Source organism: Marinobacter sp. C2H3, from assembly GCF_037080155.1.
Taxonomy (GTDB): Bacteria; Pseudomonadota; Gammaproteobacteria; order Pseudomonadales; family Oleiphilaceae; genus Marinobacter.
The window spans coordinates 93,956-106,345 of record NZ_JBBBNZ010000001.1 but is presented as its reverse complement, the minus strand read 5'-3'; the positions used below and the strand labels follow the sequence as shown (position 1 = coordinate 106,345).

Below are 12,390 nucleotides of genomic sequence, written 5' to 3'. Positions count from 1 at the left end.
GCGTGTTTTTCGCGTGTCATAATGCCAGGCGCTACCCACACAGTCTGGTCAACGCCATGCGGTCTCGTCGTTCCCCCAGCACTACGCCCTCCCGCGCCGAACGGACACCGTCCGGTGCGATGGCCAGCGGCATTACCCCACATCGGGTGAGATTACCGGTGGACCTGCTCGAACCGGGCATGCGCGTTGTCAAACTTGACCGTCCCTGGACCGAGGTACCAGTGCTGTTCCAGGGCTTTGTGCTGAGCAGCGAGCGGGAAGCCCGCATCCTGCGCCAGCACTGCGAGTGGGTGCTGGTGGAGGACGAGCAGGACAAACTGGCCTCCGCCCTCGATGCCGTCGCCGCGCGCAAGGCCCGGGCCAACGAGCCGCTGCCGGAAGCCCGCCCGCTCACCGCCGAACTGCCCGCCGCCCAGGCCGCCTGGACCCGTACCCAATCCTTCGTGGAGCGGGTGGTGCAGGACATCGAGGCAGGTAACGATCTGAACCTCGCGGAAGCCCGGCCGGCCCTGCAGGCCTGTGTCGAGAGCATCAAGGCCAATCCAGGCGCCATGTTCTGGATCAGCCGGATCAAGCACCGGGACGCCTACACCGCCGAGCACTGCCTGCGGGTGGCCATTTTCTCCATCGCCTTCGCCCGCTTTCTGGGGGTGCCGGACGAGGACCTGGACATTATCGGCCAGTGCGGCCTGCTCCATGATCTGGGCAAGCTTCGGGTGCCGGCGCACATTCTCAACAAGCCCGGGGCCCTGAGCCCGGACGAATACCGGGTCATGCGGGAGCACACCAACCTGGGCCATGAGCTGATCCGGTCCGACACCTCCCTGGACCCCATCGTCGCCGACGTCACCCTGCACCACCACGAGCGCATCGATGGCCACGGCTACCCGCAGAAGCTGGCGGACTGGCAGATCAGCCGGTTTGCCAGGCTGGTGTCCATTGTCGACGCCTTCGATGCCATGACCAGCGACCGCTGCTACCGGGACGGGCTGCCCACGGCGGAAGCCATTCGGGTGCTCTACCGCAACCGGGGCCAGCAGTTTGATGCCGCCATGGTGGAAGCGTTCATCCGGATGATCGGCCTCTATCCCGCCGGCAGTCTGGTGGAGCTGAACACCGGAGAGGTCGCACTGGTGGTGGCCACTCACCCAGGCCGCAAGCTGGCGCCCAAGGTAGAGGTGCTTATGGGACCGGACAAACAGCCGGTGACGCCTCACATTGTGGATCTGTCCGCGCCGGCGAGCGCCGGCAGCCCGGCCCGGGAAATTGCCGGCGGGTTGCCGGATGGCGCCCACGGAATGTCCCTAAGGGACAGAATTGCCCAGTTGACCAAGGACGCAGGTTATAATGCGTAAACTCTCATCCTGGTCTGCCGTTAAGCTGGCAGTTGTATGGCCACTGCGGGGAAGCCAGTGAACGTGTCGGTAACGTCCAGCAAGACCCTTGCCCGGGTGCTTTTGCATCCCGGCTTCGCCGCCCTGATTGCCCTCGTATTCCTGGCCCTGGCCACCACCCTGAAGCTGGGCCTGGTGCAGCAGGACCGGGCCCAGATCCAGGCCAACCTCACCAACGAGGCCGAGGCCATGGCCGGCCTGCTGGAACGGGAATTTCAGATCCACGCCGAGGCGATCCGCCGGATGGCCGCCCGCCTCAATGTCAGCCCGGATATGACGGAAACCACCTGGCGCCAGGATGCCCGGGAGTACCTCGCCGACTTTGGCGTGTACCAGGCCATTGAGTGGATTGATCCCCAGTTCATCGTCCGCTGGCTGGAGCCGATGGCGGACAATGAAAACGTCGTTGGATTCAATGTCGCCTTTTCTGAACAGCGCCGCCAGGCGCTGGAGGCGGCCAGGGCCTCCGGGCGCTATGACATCTCCGATGTGATTGAACTGCACCAGGGCGGCAAAGGCATGGTGATTTATGCACCCGTGGGCACCGGCGACAACAACCGGGGCTTTATTGCCGGCGTGTTCCGCATGAAGGTGCTGGCCGAGCAACTGCTGGACAAACGGGTGCTCCGGGATTTTCGTGTCGATATCCACAACGGCGACCGGCTCAGCTACACGCTCAACCATTCCAGCGCTGTGCAGCCCCACTCCGGCTACCGGGCCACCGCACCGGTGTCACTACCGTCCCTGGACTGGACGCTCACCGTTGAGCCCACCGACCAATGGGTTGAGGCCCAGCGCAGCGCCTGGCCATGGCTGACCTTCGGCACGGTGCTGTTCATGGGCCTGCTCACCAGCCTCACCACCTTGCTGGTCCAGCTGATTCTCAAGCGCAACCAGGCCCTGCTGAAAACCCGGCAGGAGCTGGAACAGGAAATCGACCAGCGTAAATTGATGCAGCAGGACCTGGCCCGCCTCGAGTCCACGGACGCCCTGACCGGCCTGGCCAACCGCCGGTTCTTCATGGAAGACCTTGCCCACACCCTCAGTATCGCCGACCGGCAGATGCGTCAGGTGGCGCTGATCATGATCGATCTGGACCGCTTCCAGATGCTGAACGATACGCTCGGCCATCAGTTCGGGGACGAGCTGCTGATCAAGGTGTCCGAACGGCTCAACAGCCTGAGCGATGAGCGGGTGCTGGTGGCCTACTCCGGCGGCGATGAGTTCATGGTGTGCCAGCAGCAGTTGGACGACATCGACGATGTCATCAAGCTGCTGGGCCAGATCAAGCAAAGCTTTGCCGAGCCGTTCCTGATTCAGGGCGAGGACCACAGCATTACCGCCACCATGGGCGTTGCCGTGTATCCGCAAAGCGGCCTGGATGCCGACGCGCTGCTGCGCAACGCCGACATTGCCCTGTACCGGGCCAAGGATCAGGGCAGGGACACCTACCAGTTCTACACCGAGGGGATGCAGGACCGCGAGGTGATGCGTCTGGAGCTGGACAAGGACTTGAGCAAGGCCCTGGCCAACGAAGAATTCGTGCTGTTCTATCAGCCCCAGCTGGATCTGGATTCCGGTGAGATTCACAGCGTGGAAGCGTTGATTCGCTGGCGCCATCCGGTGCGGGGCCTGCTGCCTCCGGTGGAGTTTATCCCCCTGGCAGAAGAGAGCGGTCGTATTACCGAGATCGGTCGCTGGGTGGTGATGGCGGCCTGTCGCCAGCTGGCTCGCTGGAAGGGCACAGCCTGCGAACACCTGCGCATCGCGGTGAACCTGTCTGGTCGGGAGCTGGACGATGAGCATCTGGTGGATCACATCCGGGACGCGCTGGCGGCCGAGGGCCAGTCGGCGGATCAGCTGGAAATCGAGCTGACCGAGGAGATATTCATCCGAAACCTCGAGCGCAATCGTAATCAGTTGAACCGGCTCCGGGGGCTCGGGGTGCAGCTGGCCATCGATGACTTTGGCGTGGGCTATTCGTCCCTGGGCTACCTCCGGGACTTCCCGGTCGATCTGCTGAAGATCGACCGGTCGTTCATTACCGAGGTGACGGAGCGCTACGACGATGCGGTGATTACCCGGGCGGTGATCAATCTGGCCCATAACCTGGGCATCCAGGTGATTGCTGAGGGTGTGGAGACGGAGGCGCAGCTAAACTTCCTGCGCAATCATCGCTGTAACATGGCCCAGGGCTATCTGATCAGCCACCCACTGCCGGCCGGGGATCTGGAGAAGGCCCTGGCGGAGGGCATTCTGCTAACGGGGTTGCCCGAGGGTACCGGGCTGTAACCGCGGACAACAGGCCTTGAGAGGTGCGAATGAGTTATCTGACAGCGGAACAGGACGCACAGTTGCGACGCTGGGAGCGCTGGAACCGGCGCTATTTTGTGCTGGCCTTTACAGCGCTGCTGGTGGTGCTGGTGTTCAGCAGCCAGTTGGGCCTGTCCAGCGGCGAAAGCTGGAGCGGCCTGGGCATTCTGCTGGCGGTGATCGTCGCGCCCATTATCGTGATGCAGCTGCGGCTGCGCTGCCCGGCCTGCGGTGAGCCGATCGGCTGGCAGGCCAAACTGATGGCACCGGACCAGTGCGCCTCCTGCAAGACCTTTCTTCGGGCGAAATCGCCCACCTCCTGAGTTTTCCTTCTGAAAACCTTTGACCTGTGAGTTGCTCACAGGTTTTATGGTTATTTTAGTGTGGATTTGGGTGGTGTCCGCCCGGCCGGTCAGTCAATGCCGAAAAGCGCCGTGAATACATCCGTGTAGGCTTGCCTGCGCCATCCATGGCGCAGAGCATTTTCGGCATTGACTGACCGGCCGGGCTCCGAAACTTAAGCTGCAACCCTCCACATCCAATGCGCATGTGCTGGCTAAATGACAGCGCCGCCGGGAGCGAGAGCTATGAAAGTCAAAGACATTGCAACCGCCGCCGGAGTGAACCCGGACACCGTTCGCTTCTACACCCGGGAGCGGTTGCTGCGTCCGGTGCGCAATCCGGACAACAACTACCAGCAGTATGACGCCGAGGATCTCCGGCGTTTGCGGTTTGCCCGCAAGGCGCGGCAGCTCGGGTTCTCGCTGCCGGAGATCCGGGACATTCTGGAGCAGGCGGACGATCACCACTCCCCCTGCCCCATGGTGCGGGACGTGTTCCAGCACCGGCTGGCCGAGGTAGAGCGGGAAATCGCTGAGCTCCAGGCCCTGCGCACCCGCATGATGTCGGCGCTAGAGGCCTGGCAGGCCATGCCGGACGGAACGCCGGACGGCCACACCATTTGCCGGCTGATCGAACGCTGGGACGATTCGCAGCACACCGAGGCTTCTTCAGAGGAGGCAGGATCATGAGTCACGCAGAAACGCTGATACCCCGGCTGTCGGTTTCCGGGGCAACCTGCCAGGGCTGTGCCCGGAAAATCCGGCAGTCCCTGGTCCCGCTGACCGGGGACGAGTCAAAGGTGGAGGTGAATCTGGAGCAGCAGACGGTGTCGCTGCCGGACGGTCTGGACCTGGCCGATGCCGCCAAGCGGGTGACCGACGCCGGCTACCCGGCTTCGCCGCTAGAAGAGAAAGACGCGTCGGTATCGTCTTCGTCCTGCTGCGCGTCCAAAGGCAGCAGCAATTCGGACGCCGCGTCTGGCAGTTGCCACAGCGGTGGCGAGGCGCCGGAGGCATCGACCTGCACCAGTGGCGCCCAAAAGGCCCCGCAGCAGCCGACATCAACGGTGGCACCGGCAAGCGGTGCCGACACCGTCAGCCTCTCGGTGACCGGCGCCACCTGTGCCTCCTGCGTGGCCACCATTGAAAAGGCCATGCGGTCGGTGGCGGGCGTCGAACACGCCCACATGAACCTGGCGGACAACACCGCTACCGCCACGGGCGCCGCGGACGCAAAAGCCCTGGTCGCGGCTATCGAAAGTGCGGGTTATGGCGCGTCGGTGATCGAGAACGCCGATGAGGCGGACGCCCGCAAGCAGGCCGAGGACAAGCGGCAGTACCGCAGCCTGCTGGTGAAGATGGCGGTCAGTCTCGCGCTTGGCATCGGCCTGATGGCGTGGGGACTTATCTCAGGCGATATGATGGTGACTGCCGACAACCAGCCCACCTGGCTTGGCCTGGGTCTGGTCACCCTGGTGGTCATGGCCGCCACCGGCGGGCACTTTTTCGTCGGTGCCTGGAAGGCGTTCCGCCATCACAACGCGAACATGGACACCCTGATTGCCCTGGGCACCGGCACCGCCTGGCTGTATTCCATGGCGGTGACCCTGGCGCCGGATTTCGTGCCGGCCATGGCCCGGCACCTGTATTTTGAGGCCTCGGTGATGATCATTGGTCTGATCAACCTGGGCCAGGCCCTGGAGCTTCGGGCCAAGGGCAAGACGTCCGAGGCGGTGCGCCGGCTGCTGGACCTGCGGGCGAAAACCGCCCGGGTCGTGCGGGATGGCCAGGAGCAGGACGTCCCGGTGGAGCAGGTGCAACGGGGCGATCGCGTGCGTGTCCGCCCGGGGGAAAAGGTGCCCGTGGACGGGGTCATCGTTGACGGCGAGTCCCGCATTGATGAAAGCATGCTGACCGGGGAACCCATGCCAGTGAGCAAAGGCGTGGGCGATGAGGTCTCTGCGGGTACCCTGAACACCCACGGCTCCCTGGTGTATGAGGCCACCCGGGTTGGCAGCGAGACGGCGCTGGCCCAGATCATTCAACTGGTCAAAAAAGCCCAGGGTTCCAAGCCCGCCATCGGCCGGCTGGCGGATCGGATTTCCTCGGTGTTTGTGCCCACGGTGATGATCATTGCCGTGATCGCGGCGCTGGTCTGGTACAACGTCGGGCCGGAACCGGCGGTGGTGCACATGATGGTGGCCGCGACCACCGTGCTGATCATCGCTTGCCCCTGCGCACTGGGCCTGGCCACACCCATGTCGGTGATGGTGGGCGTGGGGAAGGCGGCGGAATACGGCGCGCTGATCCGCCAGGGCGATGCCCTGCAAACGGCGGGCAAGGTGGATCTGGTGATCCTCGACAAGACCGGCACGATCACCGAAGGGCACCCGACCCTGACGCACGTCCATGCGCTGCACGACAACGAGCCGCAGTTGCTGTCCCTGGCCGCCGGCCTCGAGCAGGGCTCTGAGCATCCGTTGGCCGAGGCCGTTCTGGCCGGCGCCCAGCGGCACTCGGTCAGCCCGGCAACGGTAACCGGTTTCGAGGCGGTCAATGGCAAGGGCGTCCGCGGTACCGCCAACGGCCAGACCGTACTTCTGGGCAACCGCCGCTGGCTCGAGGCGGGAGGGGTCGACCTGAAGAACCCCGCCCTGGCCGACGCCGAACGCCGCATCACCGATGACGCGGGCACGCCGCTGTTTCTGGCCCTCGGCAACCAGCCGCTGGGCGTCCTGGGGGTCGCGGACGCCATCAAGCCCGACTCCCGGGCGGCCATCGAGCGCCTGCACGACAGCGGTATTCGGGTGATGATGGTCACCGGTGACGTGGACGCCACCGCCCGGGCCATTGCCGACCGTGCCGGTATCGACAACTATCGGGCTGGCGTCCTGCCGGAGGACAAGGCCCGAGTGGTCAGTGAAATGCGCGGTAAGGGCTACACCGTGGCCATGGTGGGCGATGGCATCAACGACGCGCCGGCCCTGGCCGCCGCCGACGTCGGCTTTGCCATTGGCACCGGCACGGACGTGGCCATCGAGAGCGCGGCCATTACGCTGATGCGCGGGTCGCTGCACGGCGTGCCGGACGCCATTGCCATCTCCAAGGCCACCGTGCGCAACATCCACCAGAACCTGTTCGGCGCGTTTGTCTACAACGCCTTGGGCATTCCCATTGCCGCTGGCCTGCTGTACCCGTTCTGGGGCGTGCTGATGAACCCGATCCTGGCGGGCGCGGCCATGTCGCTGTCATCGGTCACCGTAGTCACCAACGCCAACCGCCTGCGGCTGTTCCGCCCGGGCACTCCAAGCCCCGTGGCGACCCCGGCCAATGAAAAGGAGGCCCACGCATGAGCACCGTTCTGATCAACGCCTTCGGGCTGGTTCTGATCGGGGCCATCGTCTGGTGGTTCTGGCTGTCCGGCAAACGCTGACCGCTTTCCCGGGGGCGGCCTCTGACGGCCGCCCCCAGAACCGGTATACTGCGGCCCACATTCTTAAGGCAGCCAGGTTCCCTTCTCATGCTCAACGCCGACGCGCTCAGCCAGTTGCGCCAGCTCAAGACCGACATCAAGCAGAACAAGGTGGTGCTCTCCGGCACCGTGAAGGCCACCCAGGGGCGATTTGGCTTCGTGGCCCTGGAGGACGGTCGGGACGTGTTTCTGCCGCCGGAGGAAATGCAGAAGGTGCTGCCCGGGGACCGCATCACCCTGTCTGAGCAGGAAGTGGACAAGGGCAAGACCCAGGGCGTGGTGGAAAGCCTGGTGGAGACCCAACTGACCACCTTTGTTGGCCGGTATCTGGTCAAAGGCAAGGGCCATTTCGTGGCACCGGACGCGGCGGGGGTGAATCGCTGGATTTTCATTCCCCCCAAGGAGCGCCAGGGCGCGGCGCCGGACGATCTGGTGTACTGCCAGATTCACCGCCATCCCATCAAGGACGGCAAAGGCCAGGCCCGGGTCCTGAAGGTGATCGGCAAAGCCGGCGCCCCGGGCATCGAGCGGGCGTTTACGCTGGCCAGCTTTGATCTGTCGGACGCGTGGCCTGAGCCCGTACTCGAACAGGCCGCGGCGCTTTCCGAAGAGGCCATTCGGGCCCAGGCCGAGGGCCGTGAGGACCTGACCGCCGAACCCTACGTGACTATCGACAACCCCGCCACGCAGGACATGGACGACGCCGTGCTGGCCGTCGCCGATGCCGAGGGCTGGCGGCTGTCCGTCGCCATTGCCGATCCAACAGCCCTGATTGAGCCGGGCTCACCGCTGGAGCAGGAAGCCTTTCGGCGGGGCACGGCCATCTATTTTCCGGGCGAGCCGCTGCCCATGCTGCCGGACGCTCTGAGCACCCGGCTCTGCTCCCTGATGCCGGACGCCACCCGGCTGGCGCTGGTCTGTGACCTCAGGGTTCATGCGGATGGCCGCCTTGGCGACTACCGGTTCCGACAGGCGCTGATCCGGTCCCACGGAAAGCTCGGCTACGATCAGGTCTCCCGGCTGTTTGACGACGCGCCGGCGGACAACGACCCGGCCCTGCCGGCACCGGTGGTGGAGAGCCTGCGCCACCTGCGGGACCTGGCGCTGGCGCTGCGCCAGTGGCGGGGCGAGCACGCCCTGCTGGGCAACGAGCGCCCCGAATTCCGCCTGCGCCTGGACGAGAACAAGCGCATCCGCGCCATTGAACCGGCGACCCAGAACGAGGCGCACCGGCTGGTGGAAGAATGCATGGTGGCGGCCAACCGCTGCGCCGCCGACTTTCTGGGCCAGCAGCCCGGGGGCCTGTTTATTCAGCATCCGGGCCTGCGGGCCGATCGACTGGACAACATCCGCAAGCTGTTGGCGGAGTACGCACCGGATCTGGCATCCGTCGACCCCGCCAGCAGCGAGGGGTTCCGCACCCTGATGAACGCCACCGAGGCCCTCGACGGACCGCTGCCGATCAAGACCATCCTGTCCCGCCAGCTGGCCAGGGCCGAACTGAGTTCAGAGGCGGCCCCGCACCAGGGCATGGGCCTGCCGGCCTACACCACATTCACCTCGCCGCTGCGCAAGTTCACCGATTTTTACGTGCACCGGCTGATCAAGGCCCGGCTCTGGCAGGCGCCGATGACGCCGCTGGACGCCGCCGGCCTGGACACGCTGCAGGCGACGCAACTGAAAGCCCGCCAGGCCGCCGGCTCGCTGGACGCCTGGCTGAAGAGCGATTTTGCCAAGACCCTGGGGGACACCCCCATGGACGGCACCATCGTGCGCACCGTTCCGGCCGGCTTTTTCGTGCGGCTGGACGCCAATGGACTGGAGGGATTCGTCAGCTGCAAGGATCTGGACGGCAAGTACAGCTTTGATCCGGTTACTCTGCGCCTGACTCACACCAAGAACGGCCGCATGTTCCAGCTCGACCAGCGGGTGTCCGTGTGCGTCAGCGGTGTGGACGACGACCGTCACCAGATCCAGTTCCGCCTTCTGGAGGCGGAGCCGGTTGAAAACCGCGATTCGGGACAGACCGTATCTACAGAGTAACCGTTATCGGCTGAGTTCTGGCGAGGCTCCGGCCCGTCCTGGGGTCCGGTCTTGCCAGAACCCGCTGTGAATACGTCCGTGTAAGCTCGGCCTCCGCCATCCCTGGCGGAGGACGGTTCTGGCAAGACCGGACCCCAGGCCGTGCCTCTGATGCATGCCTGCGACCACAGGAGACCTTTTATGTCCATCAGCCCACAGGAATTCCTGAAAAAATACGGCTTCGACAAGGAGGACGAACGGGAACACAGCCTTCGGGAAAACGCCTTGGATCACGCCAAGAAGCTGCGTCGCCCCCACGCCGGCACGCCCCACGACTGGGAAGAATGGGAGCGGTACAAGAAGGAGCACCCGGGCCAGGTCGAAGACGACTGACCCGGGCTCTGATCAGGAGGCGCGGTGCTCGCCGTCCAGGTGGCGGCTGAGCGTCGCATCCTTGGCGGCCCAGAGCTCCGCCAGCCACTGTTTGACGTTGCGGCGGTGCTCCGCGTCGCTGGCGTAGTCCCGCCCCTTCAGGTGCTCCGGAATCGGCTGGGTGGCGATATCCAGCCGAACCTCCGGCACCTTGCCACACAGGAACTCCCAGAACGTCGGCGCGCCGCCGGGGTAGGCGATGGTGACGTCCACCAGGGTGTCAATGGTGTCGCCCATCGCGTCCAGCACAAAGGCGGCGCCGCCGGCTTTTGGCGTCAGCAGGTGGGTGTAGCGGGATTTCTGCTGGTCGTGCTTGCCCTGGCTGAACCGGGTGCCCTCGACAAAGTTCATCACGCTCACCGGCGTGTAGCGAAACTTCTCACAGGCTCGACGGGTGGCTCGAAGGTCCTCACCACGTTTCTCCGGATGCTTGATCAGGTATTCCCGTGTGTAGCGCTTCATGAACGGGAAATCGAGCCCCCACCAGGCCAGGCCAATCACCGGCACCCAGATCAGTTGCTGCTTCAGGAAGAATTTCAGAAACGGTGCCCGCCGGTTGAACACCCGCTGCATGGCAAAGATGTCCACCCAGCTCTGGTGGTTGGCCAGCACCAGGTACCAGCTTTCCCGCTGGAGCTGGTCGGCGCCGGTGATCTGCCACTGGGTGCTCTGGGTCAGCTTCATCCAGCCGGTATTGCAGGCCACCCAGGCTTCGGCGATGGCAATGATCAGGCGCGTGCACAGTACCCGGAAGCCCTGGATGGGCACCACCAGCTTCAGAACGGCGGGGATGTACAGCAGGACGCACCAGATCAGGGTGTTGAGCCCGAGCAGGATCGCGCTGATCACGCCTTTGAGGGTGGGGGGGAGAAAACGCAGCATGGCTATTCCGTTGTTTTTGGCTAGGGCTGCATGATAGCAACGTAGCCTGCCATGGCAAGCTGGCCGGAACTGACCGGTTCGCCGGGGGCGGATGACGAATGTGCCATAGCGCCGTTTGGCCCGCAAAGGTAGCCTTCGGCTCCACGGTAAACGTTTCATCATTTCAGCCTGGAAGCCGCTATGTCCAACCCCCTGCGCTCTGTCATTGGCGCCGCCACCCACCTGACCCGGCAGGCGTCCGGTTACGCCGGCAACGCCTTTGACCGGGTGTTTCGCGCCGCCAGCCTGGTGCAGGCCGGCCAGACGCCGTTCGAGACGCTGTTTTCCGATGGCCTGGTGAGCCTTCGCTACTACCCACCCCTGGCGGAGTCGTCGATTGAACTTGAAGGCCTTACCGTTCCGGTCAACCCTGACCGCCACCGCACCCCCATCGTGATCATTCCGCCGCTGGCGGTGAACATGCTGATCTACGATCTGTTCCCTCAGCGCAGCCTGGTGCGGTTTCTGCGGGCGCGGGGCTTTGAGGTGTACCTGATTGACTGGGGCACGCCGACCCGGGCCCACAATCACTACAATCTGCACACCTACGTGGCGGAGCTGCTGCCGGCGTACCTGAACCGGGTGCGCGAGCACAGCGGCGAGCAGGAGCTGTCCCTGCACGGTTGGAGCATGGGCGGTATGTTCACGCTGTTCTATTCGGCGCTGAGCCAGGACCAGCACGTGCGCAACGCGGTGGTGCTGGGGTCACCCATTGACAGTCACGCGTCGGGATTCATGGGGCTGGCGTCCCGGGGCATTGCGGAGGTGGCGGAGTTCGTGCGGGCGCGAACGGGATTCCGGCTGCACAACCTCAAGCCGGACTGGTTCCACAGCCCGGGTTGGGCCAACACCATCGGGTTCAAGCTGACCAATCCGATCGGCAGTGTGATGGGCTACTGGGAGCTGCTGGTTCGCCTGGGAGACCGGGAGTTTGTGACCAGCCATGCCACCACGTCGGCGTTTCTGGACCGGATGGTGGCCTATCCGGGCGGGATCATTCAGGACACGGTGGTGCGGGTGTGGATCGACAATCAGCTGTCCAACGGCGAGATTCAGATTGGTGATGACATTGCCCGCCTGGGGAACGTGAGTGCCAACTTACTGGCGATTGCCGGCAGCGACGACACCATGGTGACGCCGGGGGCGGCCAAGCGGGTGATGGACCATGTCAGCTCCACCGACAAGACCTTCCGGGTGGTGCCCGGCGGCCATATGGGCATTCTGGCGGGCAGCAAGGCGCCGGCGGCAAGCTGGCTGGAGATGGCGCAGTGGCTGGCCGAGCGGTCGGACTGAGGTTGGGTGCAGGGCGGCAGGACGCTGGGTGAGGTCGCCAAAACCCGCTCGAGCACATCCCTGTGTCGCTTGAGCGCCGCCATCCCTGGCGGCGCACAGTTTTGGCGACCTCACCCAGCGCCCTGCCTCCGATAGCCCAGTCGGATTACGGCTCCGCTGCCTCCCGCTTAATACACCCAGAAGCCGGCACGCTCTTTATCGG

General features: G+C 64.7%; 9 protein-coding genes. 8 read left to right on the top strand and 1 reads right to left on the bottom strand.

Annotated features, from left to right (window positions below; genetic code table 11):
* The first annotated feature begins 56 nt into the window (after nucleotides 1-56).
* From V3388_RS00435 to V3388_RS00405, 7 genes are all read left to right on the top strand, one after another.
* Nucleotides 57-1,355 carry an HD-GYP domain-containing protein gene (locus tag V3388_RS00435; protein WP_336365549.1) on the top strand — a complete coding sequence of 433 codons (1,299 nt, stop codon included), beginning with the start codon at nucleotides 57-59 and terminating at the stop codon, nucleotides 1,353-1,355.
* 57 nt (nucleotides 1,356-1,412) lie between these two features.
* On the top strand, nucleotides 1,413-3,686 hold the full coding sequence (locus tag V3388_RS00430) for a putative bifunctional diguanylate cyclase/phosphodiesterase (protein ID WP_442915591.1): 2,274 nt from the start codon (nucleotides 1,413-1,415) through the stop codon (nucleotides 3,684-3,686).
* Between the two features lie 23 nt (nucleotides 3,687-3,709).
* The gene (locus tag V3388_RS00425) at nucleotides 3,710-4,030 is read left to right on the top strand and encodes a hypothetical protein (RefSeq protein ID WP_336365547.1); all 321 of its coding nucleotides are present in this window, start codon (nucleotides 3,710-3,712) and stop codon (nucleotides 4,028-4,030) included.
* A 264-nt stretch (nucleotides 4,031-4,294) separates the two neighbouring features.
* On the top strand, nucleotides 4,295-4,738 hold the full coding sequence (locus V3388_RS00420; protein WP_336365546.1) for a MerR family transcriptional regulator: 444 nt from the start codon (nucleotides 4,295-4,297) through the stop codon (nucleotides 4,736-4,738).
* Nucleotides 4,735-7,401, top strand: coding sequence for a heavy metal translocating P-type ATPase (locus tag V3388_RS00415; RefSeq protein ID WP_336365545.1), 2,667 nt, complete (start codon nucleotides 4,735-4,737; stop codon nucleotides 7,399-7,401). Before V3388_RS00420 ends, V3388_RS00415 begins: the two co-directional genes overlap by 4 nt.
* A gap of 167 nt (nucleotides 7,402-7,568) precedes the next feature.
* Nucleotides 7,569-9,563, top strand: a complete 1,995-nt coding sequence (locus V3388_RS00410) for a ribonuclease R family protein (protein ID WP_336365544.1) — start codon at nucleotides 7,569-7,571, stop codon at nucleotides 9,561-9,563.
* A gap of 180 nt (nucleotides 9,564-9,743) precedes the next feature.
* The gene (locus V3388_RS00405) at nucleotides 9,744-9,935 is read left to right on the top strand and encodes a hypothetical protein (protein ID WP_336365543.1); all 192 of its coding nucleotides are present in this window, start codon (nucleotides 9,744-9,746) and stop codon (nucleotides 9,933-9,935) included.
* A gap of 12 nt (nucleotides 9,936-9,947) precedes the next feature.
* Here V3388_RS00405 and V3388_RS00400 read toward each other — a convergent pair whose 3' ends face one another.
* A complete protein-coding gene (locus V3388_RS00400) occupies nucleotides 9,948-10,856 on the bottom strand; it encodes an acyltransferase (RefSeq protein WP_336365542.1) in 909 nt (302 codons plus the stop codon).
* A gap of 180 nt (nucleotides 10,857-11,036) precedes the next feature.
* Here V3388_RS00400 and V3388_RS00395 point away from each other — a divergent pair, with 180 nt between their 5' ends.
* Nucleotides 11,037-12,188 carry an alpha/beta fold hydrolase gene (locus V3388_RS00395; RefSeq protein ID WP_336365541.1) on the top strand — a complete coding sequence of 384 codons (1,152 nt, stop codon included), beginning with the start codon at nucleotides 11,037-11,039 and terminating at the stop codon, nucleotides 12,186-12,188.
* Nucleotides 12,189-12,390 lie beyond the last annotated feature (202 nt).

Coding starts and splice junctions, on each gene's coding strand:
- V3388_RS00435 (WP_336365549.1), top strand. CDS start 57: ATGCGGTCTCGTCGTTCCCCCAGCACTACGCCCTCCCGCGCCGAACGG.
- V3388_RS00420 (WP_336365546.1), top strand. CDS start 4,295: ATGAAAGTCAAAGACATTGCAACCGCCGCCGGAGTGAACCCGGACACC.
- V3388_RS00415 (WP_336365545.1), top strand. CDS start 4,735: ATGAGTCACGCAGAAACGCTGATACCCCGGCTGTCGGTTTCCGGGGCA.
- V3388_RS00410 (WP_336365544.1), top strand. CDS start 7,569: ATGCTCAACGCCGACGCGCTCAGCCAGTTGCGCCAGCTCAAGACCGAC.
- V3388_RS00405 (WP_336365543.1), top strand. CDS start 9,744: ATGTCCATCAGCCCACAGGAATTCCTGAAAAAATACGGCTTCGACAAG.
- V3388_RS00400 (WP_336365542.1), bottom strand. CDS start 10,856: ATGCTGCGTTTTCTCCCCCCCACCCTCAAAGGCGTGATCAGCGCGATC.
- V3388_RS00395 (WP_336365541.1), top strand. CDS start 11,037: ATGTCCAACCCCCTGCGCTCTGTCATTGGCGCCGCCACCCACCTGACC.